Source organism: Bacillus spongiae, from assembly GCF_037120725.1.
In the GTDB taxonomy this organism is placed as follows: Bacteria; Bacillota; Bacilli; order Bacillales; family Bacillaceae_K; genus Bacillus_CI; species Bacillus_CI spongiae.
In genome coordinates this window covers 1-26,671 of the sequence record NZ_JBBAXC010000002.1, presented here as the reverse complement: position 1 = coordinate 26,671, position 26,671 = coordinate 1, and the positions used below count along the sequence as shown (strand labels likewise).

At 35.3% G+C, this 26,671-nt stretch carries 24 protein-coding genes and 1 pseudogene; 3 read left to right on the top strand and 22 right to left on the bottom strand.

The window, feature by feature from the left end; genetic code table 11:
* Positions 1-4: 4 nt before the first annotated feature.
* The 17 genes from WAK64_RS02280 to WAK64_RS02200 all read right to left on the bottom strand — a co-directional run bounded on the left by WAK64_RS02280 (position 5) and on the right by WAK64_RS02200 (position 18,994).
* Positions 5-1,612: a YceG family protein gene (locus WAK64_RS02280; RefSeq protein WP_336585313.1), complete on the bottom strand. Its 1,608-nt coding sequence runs from the start codon at positions 1,610-1,612 to the stop codon at positions 5-7.
* A gap of 58 nt (positions 1,613-1,670) precedes the next feature.
* Positions 1,671-2,480: an HAD family hydrolase gene (locus WAK64_RS02275; protein WP_336585312.1), complete on the bottom strand. Its 810-nt coding sequence runs from the start codon at positions 2,478-2,480 to the stop codon at positions 1,671-1,673.
* A complete protein-coding gene (locus WAK64_RS02270; RefSeq protein WP_336585311.1) occupies positions 2,477-3,586 on the bottom strand; it encodes a cysteine protease StiP family protein in 1,110 nt (369 codons plus the stop codon). The genes WAK64_RS02275 and WAK64_RS02270 overlap by 4 nt, the downstream gene beginning before the upstream one ends.
* Complete coding sequence (locus tag WAK64_RS02265; protein ID WP_336585310.1) at positions 3,571-4,950, bottom strand: phosphoribosyltransferase family protein; 1,380 nt, start codon at positions 4,948-4,950, stop codon at positions 3,571-3,573. Before WAK64_RS02265 ends, WAK64_RS02270 begins: the two co-directional genes overlap by 16 nt.
* Entirely contained in the window at positions 4,889-6,076 is a 1,188-nt protein-coding gene (locus WAK64_RS02260) for an HpcH/HpaI aldolase/citrate lyase family protein (protein WP_336585309.1), read from the bottom strand. Before WAK64_RS02260 ends, WAK64_RS02265 begins: the two co-directional genes overlap by 62 nt.
* Positions 6,077-6,151: 75 nt before the next feature.
* On the bottom strand, positions 6,152-6,925 hold the full coding sequence (locus tag WAK64_RS02255; RefSeq protein WP_336585308.1) for a TerC family protein: 774 nt from the start codon (positions 6,923-6,925) through the stop codon (positions 6,152-6,154).
* A 53-nt stretch (positions 6,926-6,978) separates the two neighbouring features.
* Positions 6,979-7,557, bottom strand: a complete 579-nt coding sequence (locus WAK64_RS02250; protein WP_336585307.1) for a TerD family protein — start codon at positions 7,555-7,557, stop codon at positions 6,979-6,981.
* A gap of 23 nt (positions 7,558-7,580) precedes the next feature.
* Complete coding sequence (locus WAK64_RS02245; RefSeq protein WP_336585306.1) at positions 7,581-8,162, bottom strand: TerD family protein; 582 nt, start codon at positions 8,160-8,162, stop codon at positions 7,581-7,583.
* Positions 8,163-8,195: 33 nt separating this feature from the next.
* Positions 8,196-8,804 (bottom strand): TerD family protein, encoded by a 609-nt coding sequence (locus WAK64_RS02240; RefSeq protein WP_336585305.1) that lies wholly within the window; start codon positions 8,802-8,804, stop codon positions 8,196-8,198.
* A gap of 858 nt (positions 8,805-9,662) precedes the next feature.
* Entirely contained in the window at positions 9,663-10,226 is a 564-nt protein-coding gene (locus tag WAK64_RS02235) for a nitroreductase family protein (protein WP_336585304.1), read from the bottom strand.
* A gap of 581 nt (positions 10,227-10,807) precedes the next feature.
* Positions 10,808-11,620: an ABC transporter ATP-binding protein gene (locus WAK64_RS02230; protein ID WP_336585303.1), complete on the bottom strand. Its 813-nt coding sequence runs from the start codon at positions 11,618-11,620 to the stop codon at positions 10,808-10,810.
* Between the two features lie 21 nt (positions 11,621-11,641).
* Entirely contained in the window at positions 11,642-12,643 is a 1,002-nt protein-coding gene (locus tag WAK64_RS02225; RefSeq protein ID WP_336585684.1) for a FecCD family ABC transporter permease, read from the bottom strand.
* Positions 12,643-13,650, bottom strand: a complete 1,008-nt coding sequence (locus WAK64_RS02220) for a FecCD family ABC transporter permease (RefSeq protein WP_336585683.1) — start codon at positions 13,648-13,650, stop codon at positions 12,643-12,645. Before WAK64_RS02220 ends, WAK64_RS02225 begins: the two co-directional genes overlap by 1 nt.
* 117 nt (positions 13,651-13,767) lie before the next feature.
* Positions 13,768-14,763 (bottom strand): ABC transporter substrate-binding protein, encoded by a 996-nt coding sequence (locus WAK64_RS02215; RefSeq protein ID WP_336585302.1) that lies wholly within the window; start codon positions 14,761-14,763, stop codon positions 13,768-13,770.
* Positions 14,764-14,858: 95 nt separating this feature from the next.
* Positions 14,859-15,980 carry an alanine racemase gene (locus WAK64_RS02210; protein WP_336585301.1) on the bottom strand — a complete coding sequence of 374 codons (1,122 nt, stop codon included), beginning with the start codon at positions 15,978-15,980 and terminating at the stop codon, positions 14,859-14,861.
* Positions 15,952-17,823 carry an IucA/IucC family protein gene (locus tag WAK64_RS02205; RefSeq protein WP_336585300.1) on the bottom strand — a complete coding sequence of 624 codons (1,872 nt, stop codon included), beginning with the start codon at positions 17,821-17,823 and terminating at the stop codon, positions 15,952-15,954. The genes WAK64_RS02210 and WAK64_RS02205 overlap by 29 nt, the downstream gene beginning before the upstream one ends.
* Positions 17,810-18,994, bottom strand: a complete 1,185-nt coding sequence (locus WAK64_RS02200; protein WP_336585682.1) for an MFS transporter — start codon at positions 18,992-18,994, stop codon at positions 17,810-17,812. Before WAK64_RS02200 ends, WAK64_RS02205 begins: the two co-directional genes overlap by 14 nt.
* Positions 18,995-19,127: 133 nt before the next feature.
* Between WAK64_RS02200 and WAK64_RS02195 the strand changes: the two genes are divergently transcribed.
* Complete coding sequence (locus tag WAK64_RS02195; protein WP_336585299.1) at positions 19,128-21,128, top strand: IucA/IucC family protein; 2,001 nt, start codon at positions 19,128-19,130, stop codon at positions 21,126-21,128.
* Between the two features lie 85 nt (positions 21,129-21,213).
* Here WAK64_RS02195 and sph read toward each other — a convergent pair whose 3' ends face one another.
* Positions 21,214-22,167 (bottom strand): sphingomyelin phosphodiesterase, encoded by a 954-nt coding sequence (gene sph / locus WAK64_RS02190; RefSeq protein WP_336585298.1) that lies wholly within the window; start codon positions 22,165-22,167, stop codon positions 21,214-21,216.
* Between the two features lie 415 nt (positions 22,168-22,582).
* Here sph and WAK64_RS02185 point away from each other — a divergent pair, with 415 nt between their 5' ends.
* Entirely contained in the window at positions 22,583-22,777 is a 195-nt protein-coding gene (locus tag WAK64_RS02185; protein WP_336585297.1) for a hypothetical protein, read from the top strand.
* Between the two features lie 683 nt (positions 22,778-23,460).
* Here the strand turns inward: WAK64_RS02185 and WAK64_RS02180 are convergent.
* From WAK64_RS02180 to WAK64_RS02165, 4 genes and pseudogenes are all read right to left on the bottom strand, one after another.
* A complete protein-coding gene (locus WAK64_RS02180) occupies positions 23,461-23,871 on the bottom strand; it encodes an NUDIX hydrolase (RefSeq protein WP_336585296.1) in 411 nt (136 codons plus the stop codon).
* Between the two features lie 256 nt (positions 23,872-24,127).
* On the bottom strand, positions 24,128-24,292 hold the full coding sequence (locus WAK64_RS02175; RefSeq protein WP_336585295.1) for a hypothetical protein: 165 nt from the start codon (positions 24,290-24,292) through the stop codon (positions 24,128-24,130).
* A 248-nt stretch (positions 24,293-24,540) separates the two neighbouring features.
* Positions 24,541-25,374: a GNAT family N-acetyltransferase gene (locus WAK64_RS02170; RefSeq protein WP_336585294.1), complete on the bottom strand. Its 834-nt coding sequence runs from the start codon at positions 25,372-25,374 to the stop codon at positions 24,541-24,543.
* 210 nt (positions 25,375-25,584) lie between these two features.
* Positions 25,585-25,777 (bottom strand): annotated as a pseudogene (locus tag WAK64_RS02165) (hotdog family protein); the annotation flags it as partial.
* A gap of 255 nt (positions 25,778-26,032) precedes the next feature.
* Here WAK64_RS02165 and WAK64_RS02160 point away from each other — a divergent pair.
* The coding region (locus tag WAK64_RS02160) for a transposase (RefSeq protein ID WP_336585293.1) at positions 26,033-26,671 on the top strand (639 nt) is incomplete at its 3' end.

Genomic DNA, 26,671 nt, shown 5'->3' with positions numbered 1-26,671 from the left:
CTCATTATCTTTTTATCGATTTTATCAATCTTTGAATGACACTTTCTTCTTTTAATTCAAGCTCAAATACCATATTATCTAGCCAGTGAGTATCAAAACAGTCCTGTTGTATGTATTGTTCAATACAATTTTGCCCTGGCGGGTTATATAAAACAATATCAAAACCAATTTCATGTAGTAATAGGAGCATGACAGCGTCAGAACGTGATAACGATCCATTCATTTCATTATTATATAAGATTAGCTTTGGAACTTCTTGAGCATAATCAAACTGTTGAATTAATTTCAACACTGATTGAGGTATGTCCATACTCTGAGTAAATAAATATAGTTTTACTTGCTCTATTGTTTCTTGTGGTAAAGGGAGCAGTTTTATTTCTTTACATATTCTTGAAATACTATGAGCAATTGCCTTCTGTGCTCCATTAGGTAAATGGCTGTACTTCCACCAATGGCTCTCCATCATTTTATTAGGAGCTAGAATACCATTTTGTAAGGCATGTTCATAATGATATCGTTGATTTGCGGTTGATTCCGTAGTAAATGGAAATTGCTTAATCGTTTCTGTCAATTCTTTATTCATTAATAACTGTAGTTTATTCCAATAGTCTTTTCGATTTTGTGAAACGCCCATAATCTTACTAAAAAGAGAAGGAATCTTAACGAAGTCTGTAGTAGCCATAAAGCTAGGCCGAATAAACGCACGCTCCTTAGCAAGTAAAAATAATTCATCATAAGTCGTTTTTAACGTAATCGAGTTCGGAATATGCTCTCTAAATTGCCAAGGCTTATATAGCTGAGAGTCTTGATGATGTAAAACCGCATCCATCTCTTTGGATGCTTTATAAGCAACGGTTGACGTTCTTTCTGGTTCTTCTATTGGAAAAGGCTTAAGCGTACCTGTTGCCGGAAAACGAATAACACCCGAATATTTGTCTTCTCCATCAATTTGAGAAAATTCATCTTTCCCTTCTGGGTGGAAAATAAGAACATCACAGCCAATAAGCATTAATAAAAGTAAAAAATATTGCTGGCTTTTATTTATATCCCCATACCAAACGACTCTTGGAAACCTTTCAGAAATAGAGGCATTTTTTAACCATCCATCTAAGTGATTCCACATCCATTTTATACTATCTAAAAACACTCTTCGAAACTCTTGGGATTGAAGTCCATCAGGATGATTGGCTTCGAATACTTTTAGCATTGATATATATGCTTCGCGAATATGACGATGAACGGCAGCATTTTGATGCTTTGGAAGTAATTTCTCGCCCTCTAAAAATGCAACAAATCGATTTATGGAAAGCCCTTTTTCTTTCTTTTGAATAAGATGAATACGTTGAATTGATTGAAACCGACTTTCATCAATGGTTTTGTCTAAAATTTCACTCAAAATCATCAGGTTTTCCTGTTTTAATTCATATAAAGTGTGATAATATTCTGTTTCATCGTAAGGTGTTCCTAATATCCGACATGAGACTTGTCCCAATTTAAGTTGGTCTGTTTCTGAAAAAAACTCCCTCTCGGGAAGTTTTTTTCGAACAACCTCTCTCCATTTATCATCCGTTATTTGAATGGGGGTAACCTGGATTGTTTGCTTCTTTGGCATACGCTTTCTTCCCTCTCTTCCTTTAATAAAAAGTTTCCGTTTAGTACTAGAAACTACTTCAAATATGAGAAGGCTGTTGATTAATTGTTGACACCTGAATAATATATTCAAGAATTTCTTCGGCGGCATGAATTCCTTCACTCATCGTTAATTTTAAGCTTGTATCATGCTGAGTTACTTCTCCATGCAGTGGGGCCATCCCATAAGTACTATTTTTCATTAAGTCAAGATCTAATACAGAATCACCAGCAGCATATCGTTCTGTCCATTTTAATTGTTCAGTTAAATACTTAAATGCCTTCCATTTACATATGGCTTTCGGGATCAAATACATTTTCCTACCTTGCAGAGAAAGATTCCAACCGATTTCCTCACACCACAATTTGATTAATTGATATGTTTCTTCTTTTAATAAGGCTCGATCGATGATGCAATATAAGAAGAGGTTTTCTGCTTTTCGTACATCCAGAAGCCATGCTTCACTCAGAAAGCTCTCTATCTTTTCCTGGACTACCGCAAGAGGCATCCCTTTCTCTAGCTTTCCTGTTATGATCCTCTCCCATTCTAGCAAAGGCTTCCCTTTATATAATATATGTCCGCCATTGCTCGTGATAGCATAATCTGGGATAATATCAGTTTGAAATAACGATAGTCGCTGATATTGCTCTATCGTTCTTGTAGTAACTGGAATAAATTGCATATTCTGTTGAATATATTGTAACATTTCCTTTGCTCGCATTGAGATAAAGGAGATACTTTCGCTCCCATACTCCTTAATAGGAACAAGCTGTTGAGAAGTAGGGAATTGTTCTACCATTCTTTTAGAATAAATTAACGTTCGATCTAAATCACTACCAAAAACTTTCATTCTATTTTCTCCAATGATTGAATGATTCCACAACAAGTATACGACATTTGTTGATACTCCTCTACAGGAACCCCTTTTTCGTTTGCTAAATATAAAATATGGTCCAATTGTGCGTTATCTTTAGATTGAACAAGTATTTTCCATGGAATTCTTCTAAGTAGCACTCTTGTCGTTTCCCCAATACCAGGTTTGATTAGATTAATCGTTTCAATGTTAAAATGATCTTGAATGCGATGAATAGAAGACATCCCTTCCCAAGTCGGAGTTATATCTTCTTCTTTTATACTATTTAAGCGAGCCGTAATTTTATTAGTAACTTCATTAAATATTGATGCAATCGTGTCTACATAGTGAAGGGAAACATCTTGATTTTCTAATTCTTTATAGTATTTTGCTCCATGGAAATCACCCTTATCTATCCATTTTGGATTCATCACTGTTCTACTTACTAATCCAGAAATTGTTGAATTCAAGCATGCACTTGGAATTAAGAAATCTTCTCGCGTTCCATATAATGTTGAACAATGACCAGGGTCTGCTAAAACAGCCAATTCATCCGATAAAGTAGCATTGTACTTTTCATTGAATACTTTAATTGACTTAGTCAATTCTTTTGTTATGGCACCTTTACCAGTCCATCCATCTATAAAAACAATCGAACTTTCTTGATGTTTCTTATATATATAACGGAGAGCATTTTCATCTATCCCACGCCCTCTAAGGATAGAAATACTATAATGCGGTAATTCAAGGTTATATGTCTGCTTTAAATATCTCCTTATAAGTACACCGACAGGCGTTCCAGCTCTTGCAAGAGAGACCAGAACCAAATTCTCTCCGCGCCTTTGTAAAATTTGTTCTGCTACAACCCCAACCGCTATTGCTACTTTTTGCTTAGACTGTTGAAGAGAGGTTTTGTACAACTCCATGTACTCCTGAGATGGTTGATATTCGACTGGAAGCATTTCAGAATAATGGGTTCCTGATTGTATGGCTCTTTCTCGTTGTCCTGTATCTGTTTCGATTGAGAGGGAAGAGAGGTCTTTTAATAAAAATATGACATCTTCAGCAGGATAACTTCCGAACTGTCTTATCCCTGTGAGCACGACTCTTCCTCCTTATCCTTTGAGCATTCTACTATTGTCACACGCTGGACTCCTTGTTTATGAAAATAGGATAATAGCGTATTCATTTTTTTCACTTCTACAGAGCGTTCAAAAAATAAAATAACATGATTAAAACGATTTAATTCGATATTATAAAGAAAGTGTGTCGTATTGTTCTCTTCTGGATTAAGGTATGAGATTTTATTTTGAATGGCGTAACTTTCTTCATTATGACAATGAATAGGACTTCTTGTTGAAGATTGATAATAAACATTCCCATCCATATAGGTAGCAATCTTCATTGGAATATACATAAATTCACCTGTACCAATACATAACACTTCATCCTCTGTTCCTTGTCGGGTGATCATTTCTGCAGCCATTTTGCATGCATGTTGAACACGAAGAGCCTCTTTGGAGTCTAATCCAAACCGACCAGATTCATGAACATAGCTTGCTCTTGATCCTTTTATAGGGACGAAAGAAGATGGAGTAAATACATTAGATAAATCGACTCTATCTATAGTAGGGAGAGAATTTATTTTATCTCCTTGCTCGATAGTGAATTCATTTAATAATGGCTCCCCGTAACAACGAAAGGACCCTTTCAATAGAGAAACCGTTTGAATCGAAATATTTAATTCTTGCTCAAGCTGACGAAAAGCTTCAATATGCTCCTCAGAGCGCCAATCTAATATTGAAAGCACCCCATATTGATTACGCGGATATTTCGCATGGATATCGCGGATGATATTAATCGTTGTCTTTCCGGTTGTCATTTCATCATCCACTAATATAATTGGCTTCTCATTTTCGAAGAAATGATGGCTAGAATAACAACGTTGATCTACAGCATGTGAATGCTCCTCTTCGAAAGTTAGCAGAGGATTGTCTCCCAATATCTCTTCTCGAGTAGTGTGAATATACTGTGCATTTGAAAAACTATCAAATACCCCATGCCCTAGAGCCGTTGCCGTTTCCGCAAATCCTACCACAATGGATTCTTGCTGAAGCTCTATCTTTTTTGATAAAAAAGCTTCATAAGCGGTTTTCTTTTGATTCGTTTGATCAGATAATAAAGCACGAACCATTCTTTCCTCATATTCACTTGTTCCATGGTATCGTAATGCTAATAAAGCAGAAATAATGAGCGGGTCCAAAGGATTAACACGCAAGTGCTTTCCTAATACTTTACTAACAAATAAAAATGCTCTTTTTTTATTTATTCTCGCTGCCATCTTAAATAGCGATTCAACTGGTAACTGTAATTCATTCTCTTCTACATTTATTTCGACCTCTAAATTACCTAGAATAGGAAACTTGCTTAGACTCTGTAATGACGTCGATAAAGCTTTGCTTTTCATGATACACCCCAAATACAGTAGATTTCTTCATTATTTTTTTTGCCCATTCGTAATGAGGCTTAGTTTCATTCATTTTATTTGCGAATGAACTTTTAATAACCCCTTCATCAACATTTTCAATGATAGATAATGCGTCAATATATTCTTCTTTACTCACAACTTGAAGACTTTGTACCACTTGCAAATGCGAAGGGTGAATAATTGTTTTCCCATGTAGGCCATTCGCCTTATCTAACAATGTTTCATTAATTAACCCATCAATTTGGTGATTAATCATATTCATTCTGACGGATAGCCCTTCCTCACCATACCCTTCAATGAAGGGAGATTGTCTCAACTGAGGCTTTAAAATCCGCGGTGACTGTTGAAAGTATTCCCAGACTGGGCCGGATATCGTATAATTACGTCCAAAAAAGTTGATGATATCACTAATCACATCTCTAATAATGGAAACTTCATAGATGGTAGTATTACTATCTCGACGAATTCCATAAATACCACAAAAATCAGTAGCGCCAATCCGAATATTTAATACGAAATCTTCGTATTTATCAAATATCCTTTTTAAGCTCGTTAAAGCAGATAATCTTGATTCTTTATATAAAACGTCTGGTGTTTCAATTATTGGCAATGCATATAGAACCGTTTCTTTTTTCGCAGATATATTGATAAGGGATTGTAAGAATTCTTCTGCATTATGGACCGAACACTTTGGAAAGGCAAAGCCGGTAACAAGATTTAAAGCTTGACCGAGTTTTTCCGCAATATCCTTCATTTGAACGGATGACCGAACCCTTATAAAAAGTAAAGGAAGCTCTTCTATCGAGATGTGCTTTTGCTCAACAGCTAGATAGACAGCTTGTAATTGTTGAACAAGATTTCTTTCAGCCTGCGTTACCTCTTGATCCGAAATACTATCCTCTAAGCAAAGTACGGTCGAACATAACTCTTTATACTTTCTAGACACAATGACCTCTGATATATCTGTTCGAATACTAGGCATATAGAGCGTAGCCCCTAGTGAATATTGCAGAATATCCTTTGACGTATCTTTCGTCACCACTGATGGTTCCTTATAAAAAACGCCTTTCGTTTGGAGGTCTGATAAATAGTCAAAGTGCTTCATCCTTCGTCATCCTTCCACTTACTGAAAAATCAAATAAAAAAGAAGGAGAAGTAAACCCTCTCCTTCAATACATCGTTAACCTTCCTTAGTGGAAGCAACTTCCTCCTTTGCAGCTTTTGATTTATTTATATAATGAACAATAAAGGTTGCTGCAAAAGAAAGCACTATGATTAGGAAGAAGTAGATATGTTCTATTTCGATATGGAAAAGGCTTAGAAACATTTTTGCAGAAATAATTCCAATTAAAATGAATGCAGTTGTTTCTAATTCTGGTACTCTATCAATCAATTTCAAAAAGAACTTTGCCACTGTTCGCATCATTAAAATCCCTAGCATTCCACCTAATAAAAGAATCCAAACTTCTTCAGAAATCGCTAAGGCAGCTAAAATACTATCAGCAGAAAATGCGATGTCCATCATCTCTACTGAAATGACTGTTGCCCAAAACATTCCAAATGTACGAACTAGCCAGCTATTTTTATTCATTCCTCTCACTTCACCATCTTCACCATTTCCACGGAAATGCTGGAAGACAATCCAAGCAAGGTATAAAGCTCCGAACGCTTTGATCCACCAAAATTTGATCATATAAATTCCGATTCCGATGAAAATAAATCGGAAGAAATAGGCACCGAGCAATCCATATGTGAGCGCTCTTTTTCGTTGTTTTTCTGGCAAATGCTTAACCATAATAGCAAGTACGAGTGCATTATCAGCTGATAATAAACCTTCTAAAATAACTAATGTACCAATAAGTCCCCAAGATACAGGATCTGATAATACTTCAATCCACATCTTCCAATCGAAAAATGAAAGATACGTATTTCCTATTTGTTGTAATATTTCCACTACATGTTTCCTCCTAGCTTAATGGTCGACCAAGCTTTCGCCTGGTCGACCCTCTACACTTCTAACCCGTAATTTTGACAAAGAGCAGCAAGTCCACCTGAAAAACCACTCCCTATCGCATTGAATTTCCATTCATGTCCGTGTCGATACAATTCACATACGACAACAGCTGTTTCAATTGAGAAGTCTTCACCTAAATCATAACGAAGTAATTCTTCTCCATCGTGATCATTCACTAAACGAACAAATGCATTCGATACTTGACCGAAATTTTGACTACGGTTTTCAGCATCATGAATCGTTACCGTAATTCCTATTCTATGAACATGTGAAGGTATTTTAGAGAAGTCAACGATCAGCTGTTCATCATCCCCATCGCCTTCTCCTGTTCGATTATCGCCTGTATGTACGACAGACCCACTTGCATGAGCTAAGTGATTATAAAAAATAAAGTCTTCATCATACAGACACTTCCCGTTCTCATCCGCTAAAAAAGCAGAAGCATCTAGGTCGAAGCTACCTCCTCCATGATATCGATTCGTATCCCAACCGAGTCCAATAACCCCTTTAACAAGGTTCGGATTCGACTTTGTCAAATCAATTCTTTGTCCTTTTGAAAGCTGAATGCCCATGAAAACACTCCCTGTATAGGTTATTATCCTACATCTAAACCAAAATCAGTTGCAATACGTCCTAAACCACCTTGGTATCCACTTCCAACGGCTGAGAATTTCCATTCTCCATTATGACGATAGAGCTCTCCGACAATAAGAGCCGTTTCAATAGAGAAATCTTCCCCAAGGTCGTAACGAATCAATTCTTCATTCGTCTCTTCACTAAGAACACGCACGAATGCATTTGATACTTGACCAAAATTTTGATTACGACTTTCTCCATCATGAATTGTTATGACAAACGCTATTTTTTGAATAGATTCTGGAACCGAAGATAGATTGACTTTAACCTTCTCATCGTCGCCATCACCTTCACCTGTTCGGTTATCTCCTGTATGTACGACACTTCCGTTTCCACCTTCTAATTGATTATAAAAGACAAAGTCACGTTCTGACGTTACTTTCCCATTGTCTCCTAAAAGAAAAATACTTGCATCAAGGTCAAAATCAACCCCACCGTCATATTTATTCGTATCCCATCCTAAACCTACGATCACCTTGGATAGCCCTGGATTTGTTTTCGTTAAATCTACTTTTTGCCCTTTAGATAGTGATATTGCCATTATTATTTCCTCCTCAAATTCACTTATTTTTTCTTACATATAGCGACGAACGACATCTTGTAGTCCTGCATCATTTGTACCAGTTCCAACCGCAGCGAATTTCCACTCGCTACCATGTCGATAAATATCTGCTACTACTAAACTCGTTTTACCACTGTAATTCTCAGTCAAATTAAATTTCAATAATTCCTCATTATTGTTGGAATTCACAACACGAATGAAAGCATTTTGAATCATACCAAAATCTTGTTTACGTCGTACAGCGTCATAAATATTTACAACGAATACAAGCTTATTAATAGTAGTCGGGATATTCTTTAAATCTAGTGAAATTTGCTCATCATCGCCATCTCCATCACCAGTTAGATTATCACCTGAATGCATAACACTACCACATGCACTCTTTAAATTCCCGAAATATACTAAGTTATTTTTTGACACAAACTTATCATCTTGAAGCATTATTACACTTGCGTCACAGTCAATTTGTGGAGCTCCTCCACCACCAAAAAGGCCACCTAAGATTCCTGATGATTTTTTTGTTTGAACAGGATCCCATCCTAAGCCAACCATTACTTTGGATAAACCTGCATTTCCTTTTGTTAAATCGATTCTTTGACCCTTTTGTAAAGAAATTGCCATTTACGTACACTCCTTTAGTTTCAGTTCAGTTGACTCACATCTTTTATTCTACCATGTATTAAATCAACTTTGCATTTCTTACTCTTTTTTTTCTTTTCCAATATTCTTTACGAGTTAAAAGCCTACTTGGTTTCAGAAAAAGAGAAATTATTATTTTTTTTTATGAAAAGTTGAACGAAACCTCTCTGCAACTAAAGAACAACATTTAAGGGAGAAAATCAGTGCTGTAAAGAACCTTATATATATTAAAATCTATTAAGTGTTTTCATTCGTTTTCTCCTTTTAACGCCCTAACTCTAACAAGGAAACTATTTTTAAGATTTCCACCAACTGAAGTTCTATCATTTAAAAAATGCTAATCAAGAAATAAGCTTTGTTACTTATCCATTCTCTAAGTTGTCATCAAAGTCCGAATGAAGTCATCACCTTTAAAGCTGGTTCTTTTCGAACATATGCAATTTAAGCCTATCACCCACTTTTACATATTTTTATAGGGAGAAATCAGTACACTATGCGTCCCTTTCTTATTTGAATATCAAAATGGAAAGTTTGTTATTTCTATAGCCTCTCCTGTAGTTTGAGTTACATATCATTACTTTAACGTCATTCTTCTTTTTTATTGATGGTTACTTAATTACTAGTTTTTGACCTTCTTCTGTCGAAATACCACCAATAACATTAATAAGACAAAATTAAAAAGCCTTCAAACAATAGCATGTATATTGTCTGAAAGGCTTCGCCTGTAAGAATAAGTAGAAGAACAACTAATATGTATTTCCCCTTTATTAACAGTATCCTTGTTGTATATGTAAACGACTCCACCGCTCTTTATACACTCTGACCGGTTAATTCTCATTCCTAATTCGTTCTAATTTCTACTAATTCATTTGGTTTTTTTCGAATTTTTGCTTTTGGGAGCTGCGCAGGTTTTCCGATATGAATCACCCCTACTATTTTCTTATCGGATTGAATTCCCATCGCTTCGGAGAAGGCAGGATCATAAATATACGGATTTGTTTTCCAAACCATTCCAATTTGTTTATCCCAACCAAGCAGCTGAAGGTTTTGAATTAAAGCACATGTAGCAGCATAATCCTCTTCCCATACCTTTTGTTTAGTACTTTGTTCCATCGTAACAATTAAGTGAATCGGGCAACTTTTTATGAAGACTTCCATTTTTTCCATTTTCTTCTCAAGATTATTTGATACCTCTTGTCTTCGATAGCTTGCATATATTTCTTCATACAAGTGTTTCTTAGCCTCATCCCGTACTAAAATAAAGGACCACGGTTCCCTAAGTTTATGATTTGGTGCATAAACAGCATCTTCTAATAATTCCATTATAACTTCTGTCCTAATATCTTCACTTGTAAAATTTCGAATTGTACGTCTTTCACGAATCACTTCTTGTACGGTAGACATACTACCACTCCAATCATGTTTGTTGAGAAAAATTCTTATTAGGTATAATTTTAATTGAAAATGATTATCAATGTCAACTGTAAAATAGAGTATATTTTTTGAATTGTTTTACCATTAAAATTCTTATTTCAACATTGCTTCGCACTTTCTTTTCACAATTTTTTAGACATTCACTACCTATCTATAGAAGATACCCTTAACATTTTGGCATAAATCCTCATCATAATAATAATTGGAAAATAAAACTCTTTCCTCCTTACGATAAGGGATATCCGTGCAAAAGGTGGATTTTGTATCCAAACGTATATCTAAAAGCCGATTTCCTATATAGAAAGGAATCGGCATTTTATTGTCGTTATTCATTAATTCAACGCTATTCTAGAAGACTTTAAATTGAGATAGAATGTGTATCTTCTTTTACTAATGACTACTATTATGTATGGGTAATTTAACGCTCACCTTTAAATAAAAGTAGCAAAAAATATAAATGACGCTTCTCTTTTATTAAGAGCGTCATACTCTATCTTCTATAAAATCGTACTTTTGTCATTTTTTTCACTTTTTCGATGTAGTAATTATTACTACATTAACAGTTTCTGATTCTTCTCTTTTCCACAGACTTTAACCGGAAGGCACATAGGAGAGCCGTTTACAGGGTTTTCGATTATTTGGCTGTGCAGCCCGAATACTTCACTAATCATTTGTTCAGTAAATGTGTCTTTTGGGCACCCTTCACTATATATTTTTCCGTTTGAAATACTTATTAAATGATCAGCATAACTCGCTGCTTGATTTAAATCATGAAGTACCATGACAATCGTCCGTTTGTATTGTTTGTTTAAATCTTTTAATAGGTCTAATAATTCGATTTGATGAGCAAGGTCTAAATAAGTCGTCGGTTCATCTAATAGAATGAGATCCGTTCCCTGACAGAGAGCCATTGCCACCCAAGCTCTTTGACGTTGACCACCAGATAAACCATCCAATGACCTCTCAGAGAATTCAAGCATTCTGGTAGCATCTAATGCCCACTCAACCATGTCATGATCAAGCTGAGTATTTTTTGATAAAAGGCTTTTATATGGATGACGACCGTAATAACATAAATCTTTTACTGTCAATCCTTCCGGAGCTTGTGGACCCTGTGGTAAGATGGATAGCTTTTTAGCGACTTCCTTTGTCGATTCACGGGTAATGTTTTTGCCATCTAAGTAAACAACCCCGGTTTTAGGCTTCAATAGTCGTGCAAGTGAACGGAGAATCGTTGATTTCCCACATCCATTAGCGCCAATCAAAATCGATACCTTTCCTTCTGGAATGGACATAGTCAAATCTTCTACTACCGAAACAGTATCGTAACCTAGTGATAAATCCTCTGCTGCTAAACGAACCATTTATTCACGTCCTTTTTTCATTTATCTGGCCTTACTCTCTCGCATTAATAAATATAAAAAATAAGGTGCTCCTATCAAGGCAGTCATGATTCCTGCTGGTATCTCAGCTGGAGGTCTTACCCCTCTTCCTAAATCGTCAGAAATTAAGACAAGTAAGATACCAATCAATGCAGATGCAGGGAGCAGATACTTATGCTTTGCTCCTACAAGCTGCCTTGCGATGTGAGCGGAAATTAGGCCTACAAAGCCTATAGATCCCACAATTGCAACACAGGCACCGGCAAGAGCTACTGATAAAGCAAACATTAGGAATCTTATTTTACGAACATTTTCCCCTAACCCCTCAGCGATATCACCACCTAAACTTAAGATATCTAATTTAATAGCCAACACAATGGTCAATGGAAGTAAGACAATAATCCAAGGGAGGATTCCTACTACTTCATCCCAGCCTCTCCCCCATAAACTTCCCGTTAACCAAACCATGGCAACATTTGCATCAACAGGAAATTTAATTAACAAATACTGAATTCCTGCATTACAAATAGCACCAAGGGCTATCCCAACAAGAGCAAGTGTTGAAGATGCTACTCCTTTCTTATATGCAAATAAATAAAGGACAATAGCCACTAATCCCGCCCCAATAAATGCTGAAATGGGGATGACGACAAATGGAGATTTTGGAAAGAGGACAATCACCAGCACAGCAGCCAGCCCTGCTCCTTTAGTAATCCCAATTACATCGGGTGATGCTAAAGGATTACGTAAGAGCCCTTGAAGAATGGCCCCTGAAATCGCAAGACCTGAACCGACGAGCAATGCAATCAATATTCGAGGTAATCGAAAGTTTGCAATAAGAAGTAAGTCATGATGATCACCTTCGCTAACCGATGAAGCAATCGCATTAATAGGATTAATAAATACAGACCCAATTCCTAAACTAATCGTTGCAACAATAACCACGAGAACGATAAGTAGGAGAATCCATAACATGGGGGTAATCTTTTGATTTAATACTTTCATCACGATGCTTTTCCACCTTTACGTGCTAAATATAAGAAAAAGGGTGCTCCCATTAATGCTGTCACGATTCCTACTGGAGATTCAAAAGGATAGGAAATAAAGCGAGAAAGGACATCAGCACTGACTAAAAGTATTGCCCCAAATAACGCGGAAAATGGAATAATGTATCTATAATCTACTCCAACAAAGCGCCTTACAATATGGGGAATCATTAACCCGATAAAACCTATGGGGCCAGCAACCGCAACGGATGCACCTGCCAATAGAACGACAGTACTACCTAATACAACTCGAATGAATCCAATCTTTTGGCCTAGACCCTTTGCAATATCCTCTCCCAAATTAAAGATAGTAGTAGACCGAGAAAATATGATCGCCATTATTATCCCCGTTAATGTCCATGGTAAGATAATCGTTACATCCGCCCATTGACTACCATCTATGGATCCAGCGAGCCAATATAACACGGTTTCTGTAGATTGTTCATTAAAATAAATAAGGCCTTCTGTTATAGAAGAAAAAAATAAATGAATTGACATTCCCGCCAATGCTAGCCGAACAGGTGATAAATTGCCACCAATACTTGCCATTGTATAAACAATTCCCCCACCTAATGCTGAGCCTATAAAAGCAGCATAAACAAGAGAAGATGGTTGTATGTTTGGAAAGAAAATAATGAATGCCACTACAAGTAACGACGCACCAGCATTTACACCAAATATTTGCGGCGATGCAAGTGGATTTCTTGTTAACGCTTGCATCAGAGCACCAGCAATGGCCAAATTTGCACCAATTAAAGCCCCTAAAATGGCTCTTGGTAGACGTATCGAACGGATTATCATTTCTTCCTTTGAATGACCATTGTTTAATAGTGACTGTATTACCTCACTAAAGGTAATACTTGATGCCCCAACTGAAACACTAGCAGTCATACTAATTAGTAATAAGATGAATCCTACAACAAATAATAATATCCGACCTTTTCGTTTATCTATTGATTTTTGGATTGACAAACTTGAGTTGGTATAACCTGAGTTCACTTTCATCACGTCCTAAAGGAAGCTACTTTGCTTTATCATGAGGAGAAAAAGAAGATACCCTTCCTCTCCTCCTCTACAATTTTATTATTCTACTGTAATTCCTTCATATAAATGATTAACGGCATCTTTCCCTATTAACTCAGATGAAATTAACCCTCTAAACTTAGCCCATGTATTGCGATCCACTTCATAGACTTGATTATTTTTTACCGCCGAAATATTTTCCCATAAAGGATTTTCTTCCCATTCTTCTTCGATTGTGTTATCCTCTGATTTCATTAAAAAGAGAATATCTGGATTAAATTCAACTAGTTGCTCTAAATTCATTTTTAAATATGGCGAATCCAAATATTCTTGTAAGCCTTTAGCATCTTCTTCCGTAATAGCATGTGTAAAACCTAAATCAGTAAATAAGCTCCCTACATAAGATTTGTCTGAGTGACCAAAGAATCCATTACTAGTAACTACTGCAGGAAGAACAGAACGGCCTTCATCAGAAGGAATCATAGCTCTTAATTCTTCAATTTGATTATGATGGTCTTTTAAACGTACCTCTGCTTCATCTGACATACCTAACGCCTTAGCGATTACAGGAAATGCCTCAATATTATCTTCGTAGTTTCCATCTAAACTAGGAAGGACAATCGTAGGCGAAATTGCTTGAAGATCTTCGTAAATACCTTTATGTCGTTTTAAATCTGCAATAATTAAATCTGGTTTTAAGGAATGAATTACTTCCAAATTTGGTTGTTTTCTAGTCCCCACAGATGTATACTCTTCAATTTGATCAGATATGGACGTGATAATATTTTCTTTTTTTCCATCATCCGCAATACCAACAGGTGTGACACCTAACGATGCAAGAGCATCAACAAAAGAATATTCAAGTACAACCACTTTTTCAGGTTTACCTGAAATCTCTGTTTCTCCTAATTCATGCTGTATCATGATTTTCTCCGTGTTTTCCTTCTCCTCAGCTGTTTTTCCTTCTTGTGTACTTTGAGCTCCGCACCCTGCTAAGATCAAAATACTAATTAAAAATATTGATAGTAAGCTAACTATATATTGTCTACCCAACATGTTACCTTCTCCCTTTTCTATGTAAATAATATTGATAATCATTATCATTGATAATGATTATCAATATCGATATTATTATAAAACATCTATCCTGTCTACCCCTTATAGCTATTTTTTCGCGTCTCACCTAATCGCCTATCTAAAATTCGGTCATACCAATACCGCTTGCCAACATATGGTGAAGTCATGCATCGCATCATTCCCTTATATGAAAGGGTGAAGACTATTTTTTCCCCTATTTGCATCGGTTTTGCTTTCGAAATATCTAGTATAAGATGGTCACTACTTCCTCCAATAATTTTAATTAAGGGATTCACCGGCTTAATATCACGAAACTCAACATCTTGTGTCCCTAATGAGACAATGGCTTTTAGACGCATATCCTCCACATCAACATTCCGTTTCCATATTTTACTGATAGTCTGTAACCGTTTTGATACCATTGGTTTCACATGAATCTCAACGATTTCTGCTTGTAGCTGGAAAGCATCTTGATAAAGGCCTTTAATCGGGCTGCCATCAATTGTACTTACCCCCAAATAAATTGACTCGCCTATGCGTAACTGATTGATTCTACCAAGTGATTTCTTAGCGTAAATGAACGGTAAAGTACTTGAATTTCCACCAGATACAATACGTATACGCTTTCCTCGTCTCCTTTCAATTTTGCGAACAAGCTCGGTTAAGATATGAATTGATTCTTCACTTGGAAAAACCCCGCCAAAACAGCCAAAATTCGTTCCAATTCCTTCTAATTCCACCGCTTCGAGGCAGTCAATTTTTTCGATCATTTCTAAAACAGCATTAGGATAAATACCTTCTCTTAAATCACCGAGTTCCACCATAAGTATAATCCGATGCTTTCTCCTCATTTTATTAGCTGCTTTGTCTAGCAAATAAATGGTTTCCCATTCGGAATTCAAACTGATATCACAGACCTCAACAATTAGTTCTACTTCACTTTTCCCTGGAATTCGTAACATCATATATTCCCCGTTCGGGTAAGCTTTCTTCATTTTTTGAATGTTATGAAGACGTGAATCTGCAAATTGTCGATATCCAGCCGCAATGAATGTTTTAAAAATATGGAGATCTGCAGAAATTCCTTTTGTTACTAGATAAGGATTGATATTTTGTTCCTTGCATTTTTTTACAATTAAAGCTGCATTATGCTCAATTTTAGATAAATTAATTTGCATAAGTGGATAAGTTTGCATCTTTGTCTTTCTCCTTTAATAAAGGATTGCTAAAACTTGTGTAAATATATTCTTTTGCTTGTTGTTGAATCCGCATGGATAATAAGGATTTCGTTTCAACCTTTTCTGCAAACAACTCGTTATGAATGAGTGAAAAATTAGAAGACTCTTTGTTCAAAGAAGCTTCCATCACTTCTCTAATGGCTCGCCAGAGTATTGTTTCATCAAGAGGGATATATTTACATAGAACAAATATGATATCACCAATATGATTTTGGATGACGGCATGATGGAATTTTCGAATCACTTCCTTCATATCTTCAGTCATTAAGCTAGAACTTTCTAAATGGAAGGTTGGAAATTGGGATTGTACGGTTTCCTGATGAACCCTAATTCCACCTAAATCCCGAATAATCACTCGTTTAACCCGATTATTATTAATGCAAACAATGGTATTTTGCATATGACCTTCAAGCGCAATCCCATAATTTTGAATAAGCAACATTAACGGAGAGATCAAACAGTTGGCGTAATCCTTCAAATATTGCGCTGCCATATCAGATGTTATATCCCTTTCTCCAAAATGATTTTTCATCAGTTCAATAAATATGGGCTCTCCTGTATAAGGGTTTTCTGCCGTTAAACTTGCTGCTACAAAAGCAGTATCTTCTTCATTAATATATTGCCTTGGATCTTCACGCATAACATACGCCAAATTTCTTCCCTTCGTCATATCTTTATCATCTGCACTAGAGTTGAAAAAAGCACCATATTGTTCCTTTAAGACAATTAGATTATTTAGCTCCCCACTTTCTTTGATTTCATCAAATAAGTCGGATAATCTAGGACCGTCTACTGTAATCTGAGGCGACACCGTTCTAGTTGCACTTGTAGCCTGCACACGTACCGGAAGTTTGACGTGAAAGTTAAATTCAAGTAAATTCATTGTTCGAAACGAAAGTGTTGCTTTAGATAATAATGTATATGGTAGAGGAACGATATCATGCTCCAATAATTCCTGTACAAAAAACTCGGATAAGATTTTTTCGTATTGCCATGGGTGAACGATAAAAGGGACATAATTCTCTAATATCTCCGCTGATGGTTGAATTTCCTTGCTTACCTCTTCAAGCCCTGGGAGAAGATCAAAAAGCGACTGGCCCCCCCAAGATTTCGCCATTGTTTCTGTTACATATTTTCTTTTCACTAGTACGAATAACAAAGGAATATCTTGTTCAAATTCAGGAGCGTATCGCTTTACCTCTTCATCTGTTAACCCGATTTTCGCTTTCGTTGAGGGATGTAACGGATGCCCCTCAACGACCATGCTTTCCGAAAAAGACAGTTCATCAAATTGGTGATTCTTTTTCATCCATTCTACCCATTGAAGCCAAGATGATGGCTTCTCTCTAAATACTGAATGATTCTTTTGCAATACCCATCTCTGTTTTGTAATAAGTGCTTCATAGGAGCTTGCCAAATTATCTCGGCTATTAATTAGTTCATTCTTTAACTCCTTTGTGATGGGTAAATTAAATTGATTCGTAAGTACATCTACAAAGGTTGAAAGCTCTGTCATAACGGTCCACTCATTATCAATGAAAGAATAAAACTCATGTGAAAACTCTATTCTTTTAAATGCCCCAACTCTTATTACAGGTAAATAAAGAAGACTTCTATTCATTTCACCTTCCACAACATAATAGGAATGATACTTTGAATAGGGAGGCTTATGCACTAGTTCATCCTCTTTGTACAGCCTAAGATTTTTTCCAAGCAGCTCTTCCCTTACAATACTATTTGCCAGCCTACTCATAATTCCGGCATTTGCTTTTAATTCATTATTAAATTTATCGATTAACAAGTTGTGTCACCTTCTTTTTAGATTTATCGAACATCTTCCAATTGATTGTAGACATGAAAGTCCCAATCCCCATTACAACAAAAGTTAATTGAATGCCTATCCAGCTTGTAAGAAAGCTTACCAACAATGCTCCTAACGGTATCAATCCTCGGTCTAACAGTATGACACTTAGTATTCTTCCTCTTTTTTCATCTGGAACGTTATTTTGAAAATAAATCCGATTGGAAGAACGAGTCCACTGTCCGAATAATCCAATTGAAAACAATGATAAAAATAAGATTTCCCTAATTGGAATGAGCACACTCAAGATACTTATAGAAAAGAAGCATAGACTCACATAACACATAAAGTCTTCCTTAACATGGTTAAGCACTATTGGCAAAGTCAACGTAGCTACAATCGCTCCCATCGCAGCTATTGTCATAGCTATTCCAAACATCTCTGCTTCACCAGGAAAGTGAAAGTCTGTCAAAACAGGGAGGACGGTTGTATACGAAAAGCCGAATACCATGGCTATTAGGGAGGACTTGAATAACTCTCTACCCGTATGATCCATTGAAAAATATTCCTTTACGTCCTTAAATGCATATACTTTTTTCTTCGCTACCAGTCCTCCCTTAGCTGGAATTGTAATAAATAAACTAAGAAGGAATGAAAAGAAGTAACAAAAAGTCTGAAGGGCGAAGGAGAGTATAACAAAACCGTTTCCAAGTAATATTCCCGCTACCGCTGGCCCTATTGATCGACATATATTAATAACAAGAGAATAATATGATACTACTTTGCTTTTATTTCCGTTATTTGTCATGTCTGGTAGAGCGGCATTTCGAACTGGCGTTTCAAAAGCACTTATACAGCCTCTTAACCCCGCATATCCGATAATGGCCCAAATCGGAAGTTGATCGACCAGACACACGGAAAGTGTCAATATAAAAGTTAAAATGAATGAAAAACTATTTGATACTTTGATTAAGAAAGAAGGAGAATAAACGTCGCACATCTTGCCGGCATAAACACTTAAAACTAAAATAGGGACTAACCTGGCGAAATTTATCCACCCTAGATATATAGGGTTTTGAAATTGTTCAAACACATACCAATTTAAAGTAATAATACCAATCCAATTGCCTAAGAACAGAAAAAATGAGCTACTAAAAAACGACTTAGCGATTGATAATCACCTCCAAATTATAGTTGCAAATTAATAAATTATCGTTATAATTGAAAATGATTATCATTATCATACAATGAAGATTATACGAACTTATCTCAAGTTTGTAAATACTTAAATTGAGGTGAAATATATGAAGGATGATCAACTGACTTTAGAAAAGCTTGATCATGATGAAAGAGAGATTCTTCTCTATTTAGAGAGGGAAAAAACATTTTTATTAGATCATTTCAAAAACCATATAGAAAAAGGAAGAAACGGTATTTTACACCGTTTTATTTCGTCTATTATTCGTGAAAATATGATGAATCAAAAAGACAATATGATAAAAATATATCAAGAGGGAGGCATGTGGAAAGCTGATTCTTCTATACCTAAATCCATTTTGGAACACCTATCAAGTATTGATTCCTATAATTCCTATCAAGAACTTGCTTTGATGTTCTTTAAAAACAATAATAGCTTCCTTATTATTCCTATTAATAAGGAATATGCCTTTGGGAGAGTTGAAATTTGCGGCCCAGTGACACTTTTATTTAAAGATGGAAACAGGAAATTCATTTCTCATCCTTCAGAAATACTTGATTTACTATTAAAAGAAGGATGGCCTGGAAATCCTGACATAATTGAAATGTTTAAAAGGGATCTGTCGAATAGCTCAGCAAATTTGGCTTATGCATACGCTATGCAAAGCTGGAAACAAACTTTATACCAAGGTTCATTACTAGAGGCTGCGGAAAAACAGGAATGCTCCTACTCTTTAATGGAACAATCTGTCATTGAGGGGCATCCTTGTCATCCAGGAGCAAAAATGAGGAAAGGACTTACTCCTAGTGAAAACTTCCAATATTCAGCTGAATTTCAAAATCCAATAACAATGGCTTTTATTGCTTTGCATAAAACACTTGCTTCGACTGCTACCTTAAAGGAGGAGTGGAACGAATTACTTTTCTTACATGACCCAAGGCTTAAAACAACATTTGAAAAAACGTTAAAACAATATGGAAAAGATACTAAAGATTATTACATATGCCCTATTCACCCTTGGCAGTTGGAAAAAACGATACCGAATATGTTTTCTACAGAATTAAAATCAAAAAAACTCATTGAAATTCCTCATAAGGAATCACTATATTATGCAGGTATGTCATTTAGAACGCTTTTTCCTATCCATCGAGCAGGGCTTCAACCACACTATAAATTAACAACAAATGTTCATTTAACAGGCGAAGTACGTACATTATCGGAACAAACAATACATAATGGGCCACTTATGAGTAAAATCTTATCCCAAATTTTTACTAAAGACAGCTTAGTTGATCAAAAAACCTTTATCCCTATTAACGAATTAGGTGGATTACATTTTCTTGACCAATTAGATAGCGAGATTAATCAGACAGAACGAAGTGAAAATCTAGCCTGTGTTGTCAGAGAAAACCTCTACCATAATATCAATAAGGATGAAATTCCTATCGTTGGTTCAGCTCTCCTCACTTCTAATTCAGCTGAGGAACCAAGCGTGATTGTTGAACTAATTGAACGATATAATAAAACCAATCAGTTTGACACTATCGAGGAATCTGTCTATTCTTTCTTTAATCAATATGTAAAAAATCTAATTGATGGGGTTATAGCCTTACTTGTTAAATATGGGATAGGGTTAGAGGGCCATTTGCAAAATACTGTAGCTGTATTCCACCCAAACGGTACTCCAGTAAAAATTCTTATTCGTGATTGGGAGGGAATTCGTGTCCATAAAGAGCGAATAACAAAAGCTGGCTACCAATTGTCTAGCTTTCATCCTAAATCTCGCATTTTAACATCTAGTCTACAATCCGTTCGCAATAAAGTATTTTATTCTGTTATTCAAAACCATCTAGGAGAACTGGCTCTTCAATTATCAAAAGAGATTAGTGAGGTTAAGGAAGATTTGCTCTGGAAAATTGTGAAGGAAAGACTTGAAAGTATCTTTAGTCGAATAGAAAGTGAAGGAACCACTGTAGAGCAGGTCAAAGAGGATCGAAAAGCTTTTTATACAAAAAAAGTGGACTATAAAGCCGTAACTACAATGAGAATGTTGGGAGAGGCGCATAACTACACGTATGCAAAAGTCTCAAATCCTTTATCACTATAAAACAAGACCATTTTCACTACCTCCCATTCTACTAAAAAAGGCACACAGAATGGTTCACATTCTATGTGCCAATCTTTATGCTACCCTACTTTACATACCCTGCGATAGGATAATGATCGGAATATTCGTTATATTGATTAAGCACGGCTGTCCATGTCGGAGATTTGACATTCAATGTTTCGTTAATCCAATGAGATGGTTGAGCATGATCTTTTTCAACAAAAATATAGTCTAAATGTTGGGGACCAAAATCTGGGTATTCATAAGCAAGAATACTGTTTGTTTCAGGATCCCAAGATGAAGAATGTCCAGCGAATTCATCTGGTTGTGCTACATTTAATGTGTTTAGCATTGAAGCGTATTCTTTGTCATTATTCTTTATAACATTGAAATCTCCTCCAATGAACACAACTTCATCCAAAGGAATATTTTTTCCGTCTACAAAGTCTCTTATTTCTTGAAATTGTGATTCACGAATTTCTGCATCTTCTCCACTTCCACAGCCAGTATCATCTGCTTGAGCATGCGTTCCGATAATATGATAAAATTGATTGTTTTTTTGAATTTTTGCATAGACAAAGCCTTTATTTGCAAAGTAATCCGCTCCACATCCATTTTCATAAACGTACTGAACCTTCTCTACAATAGGCCACTTACTTACAATGGCTACACCGCCATCTTCAGGAACAAAATTCGAATAGTAGCCAAGCGTTTCATCCCAACCACTTTTGCTTCTACCAGAAACCGGTGTTTGGTTTGGATATTCTTCTTTAAGCTTGGAAAGTAATACTTCTGAAGCCGAATTATCAAATAATTCATTAAGAATGATGGCATCTTGATCTTTCATATAATCCGCTTCCCCAATAAGTTTTGCACGTTCTGCTTGCCCCCAGCTTGTAATATATGTAGGTAGTAAATAAACATTGTGCTGAAGTAACTTGAAATCATTCGGATACTGTTCATTTGCATAGGAAACATTGCTTGGAATAAAACTCATTGTCGAGAACACAAAACACATTGCTATTAACCATTTTTTCATCGTTACACCACTCCTAATAATTTTATATAGTTGCTCATAATTCCCTTTCATTTTCTTCTAAACATATAAAGTTCGTTATGTTGCAACATAACTAAAATTATCAAATCATTGTAAATTCATCATAGTGAAGGTTTAAATAAAATGTAAATCTAAAAAAATTAATCTAAAGAGATAAATTGACTGTTAGCACTAACTAATACAATGAGTGACACATAGCTTTATAGTTTAGGCAATTATCATAAATGAAGGTTTGTTAAGGGACAAACAAAATACATGTGTTTAATGCCCGCTTTACTTTATCATTTTGAGCCCTTTTTCATTTTATCACATCAAAGCGTTAAAATTAATAGGAACATTTCGAAAACTTCCCACATACAAATATAATAATGTTCTTTATTAAAGGGATGAGGTGAGAATGATGAAATCTTCAAAGAACAAAGGAGTAGTTACCGTCATTTTTATTCTTTTTATTACACTATTACTAGCTGTTTTCATATTGTTGGCAATTCGAACATTCAATATTGAGGGACCGTTTGAAAAAAACGAAAGTGGGAAAGTGGAAATGAAAGAAAACTCACTTCAAGATGACACCATTATGACGCTATTATGATTCTTATAAAAATCGGGTCTTATCCTATGCACCCTCTGGGTGTTTTTTATTTATTTCATTATATGATTACAACTGCCTCATAAATGGATTTTTACCACGTTGGCTTTCGTTTAGAAAGAACTAGACCTGATTGCCGTTTTATATTCCACCTCTATGCTGACATCAACTAATTGAATAACATGTTGGTATTAAATATAGTTTGAGTTAAATGGCTTTTTATCTAGTAAACTTTCATACTACAAAGAGGTTAATAACGACCTTTAAGAAAAATTTGAACAGGAAAATAAACTAATGGTTTTGTCCATTTCTAAAGAAGTTTGAAATAATCATCAGAACTAAACCTATGACAATTAAAGGTATGGAAAATGAGGAGAGAATATCAGGTGCCCCTGATACAATACCTATTGTTTCATTAGAACCAAAACCTGACATAAATAACAAAAAACCTATCCCCAATAGTACCTTTGCAAACTGTGTATGATTTTTTTATTATTTCCTCCTCGATGAATAATATTTTTCCAGTGAACTATAGTTAGAGCTTGAATAAGAAACTTCCTTTTCATTCACTGCTTATTAAACAATGCTCATCCATTGCTTACTGGCATGTTTAAAAAAACAGTAGTTTTTTGACAACCCCCAAATAGATAGATATGCTCCAATAGTTGAAGGAAGAGAAGGGTTTATTACCCTTGAAATGTATATGGAGAAGAGGCTTTTAGTAAACTATCAACTCCATAAGGATGATAAGGCATTAATTCATTAGCCCTTTGTATATCTACCCATTTTATCTCTGAAATTTCGTCTCTATCTACAATTGAAATGTCTCCCTCAATGACTTTAGCTTTAAATGTTATAAATAGAGCGTGATGTCCCTTTTCTTTAAAGAACGCTTCATTAACAGCTATAACTTCAGCAGCTTCAATGGTTAAACTTGTTTCTTCCTTAACCTCTCGAATAACTGCTTGTTCTAAAGTTTCCCCTTGTTCCACTGCACCACCAGGAAGAGACCAACCTCCACCCTTGTTATTAACCATAAGGATTTTATTCTCATCTTGCTTATAAATAAAAGCATATGCTACAACTACTCTATTCATTTAATACACACACCAATCTATTTCAAAGTTAATTTATGAAAACCATAATAGTCTGTTCTTCAACTTTTCTACTCTTTACCTTTATTCCGATTATTTCAAAACAACTCAAATCTACCAACAACTTTTTTAAATCAGAATAGCGTGATATAAAATCATCGTAACCTATTGCTAAAGACTCGAATTCAATATTTAATAGAGATTCCTTACTGCCTTCAAAAAACCCTCATTTGTTGTAGAGTAATTTAAAAAATTTAATCTATAAGATTCCAATAATACTAAATATAATAGCAAATATTGCTATACTTTCACCTTTTTGATATACGCCCTCATTTTTCCTGCTATTCTTAATCGCCCTTAGTGCCAAGAAAGAACCTACTAATCCAACTATACCTAGTAATATGCCGATAAACGGTGTAATCATTGATAATGCACCAAACAAAATTGAAGAAACAGCTATTCCGTTTGTCTCTTCCTCCCTAAATCATATCCCCCTTCAATAATGGATTTTGACTTTAAGTGTCCTTTTTCATATGATAATTCTTTACTTTATTAAAATTTGGACTCGTGCTATTCAATAAGCACACTCGATTGTTAAAGACTCGAATTCGAGGTAACTTGTATTATATTGTTCGGTAAAGACCTTATTTGTTAAATAACGAAAATTACATTCTACAAGAACTTTCGATAAACTTGCGTATTATGAAGTGGCTTAAATCCTGAAGAAGTGTATAATTTCTCGGCATATTCATTTCCTTCTACAAAACAGAGACGAATTTCTTCGAAACCTTCTTCTAGCAACTTGTTCATACCAAAATGCAGAGCCTTACGGCCATAGCCTTTTCCTTGGTAACTTGGTGCAACCATTAAATTATCTACTTCTCCTTTACTAGTTGTCACTGATGCAACAATTTGCTCATTATGTAAGGTTATATACACATTATTATTTAATTGGTATTTTTTCACCATTTCTTCTGAAGAGCGATATGGTTTAATATCATTCTTTTTTCGCAAATCGTAATAAGAGTCTTGTACTACTTTTACAAACTGGTCAAAAAACCGATCGTCATATTTAATAAACTCTATGTCTGGCTTAGGAATAGCTCCTCCCCTATATACCAATTCACGAAAGCCCCACCATTTTTCAAACCCCATTTTTTTAGCGAATTCAACTGGATTTTCTGATTCAACACTCATATAAGTACACAAAACATCAGATTTAGTTTCAGAAATTAGCTTTTCCATTTCTTTATATAGTTCAGAACCAATACCTTTTAAGCGATATTTCGGTTCAACATATAAACTAATTTGAGCAATAGACTCTTCATGATTCAAATAGGAAGATGAGAATGAAAACCCTCTTATACCATCTTGTTCATACAAAAGAAAATGTTTAGAGTTTGTCATTACTTCATCTATATCCCCTATCTCTTCTTCTATACCCATTTTTTCTATTAGTCTTAACAACTTCTCCTTATCGTCCTTTTCACTATACATACGTATCATTATGTGAAACCCCCTTTACTATTGTTAATTCTATACTTGGTCGTTTACTTCGTAATTTTCTTATGTATGTCCTACACCCCTGTGCTTTGACTCCAATAACACAACAAGTGAAAGGTTATTTTATTTCTGTCGTAACATTAGCTTTTATACCCTTAGTTAAACAAATAGCACTACCCTTAATGTATATTAATCACCAATTGCAAAAAAAATTAGTGCTTCTACAATTAACACACCTGACATAACTGGATAGTTCAGAAAATGCCCATTAAAAAAATTCTCATTTGCTGAAACATTTTTTATACCTACTGCTCTTTCTCCCTCTTCTAGTTCCAAAATGCTATCCAACTAAAAGAAATGGATAGCGATGTCTAATTGTATCCTTAATACCTTGAGTATCTATTATCATTTAAGCCTCCATAACTAATAAATTCGCCTTCTTAATTTTACCACTTAATAATACTAGTTAATATCATAACATTGGAAAAATGGCCCAATACAAAAAGAGGCTGGGACAAAACCCACCTCTGAGATGAAAAAGCCGGTGAAATTTTACAATAAGTAAAATTTCACCGGCTTTGTTTATTTTTTGAATTAAAATAAGGACCACTTCTGATAAAATAGAGTTCTCACACAAAATCTCATCGAAAGAAGGGTCCTTATGTTTAAAAATTATATCATGAATCAACTAGTTTTGCCTTTAGATTTAGAAGTAAAATTACAAATCAATGATATTGCCTTCCATGTTCATCATTTAGTTGAAAGTATTCCTCATGAAGCATTTGAATCATTTCTTCGAAATGAAGGTTGTCCTGCCTACCATCCACGCATGATGCTTAAAATTATCTTATGTGCCTACACACAATCGGTCTTTTCTGGACGTAAAATTGAAGCCCTATTAAAAGACAGTATTCGTATGATGTGGTTAGCTCAAGGACATGAACCAAGCTACCGCACAATCAATCGATTCCGTGTTCAACCAGAAGTGAAAGAATTAATTCGGGAATGTTTTGTCCAATTCCGTTGCCAATTAATCGAAGAGAAACTAATTGATCAAGAAGCAATTTTTATTGATGGTACAAAGATTGAAGCGAATGCGAATAAATTTACCTTCGTCTGGAAGAAATCCATTAAGAACTACCATGAAAGTTTAATTAAAAAGTCAAATCAGCTATATAATGAACTACTTCAGAATGAAATCATACCTGAAATTGAACGTGAAACGGATGAACAATTATCGTTGGAAGAGCTCAAACAATTGGTTCAAAAAGTAGATGATGTCGTAACGAAGTTTGATAAA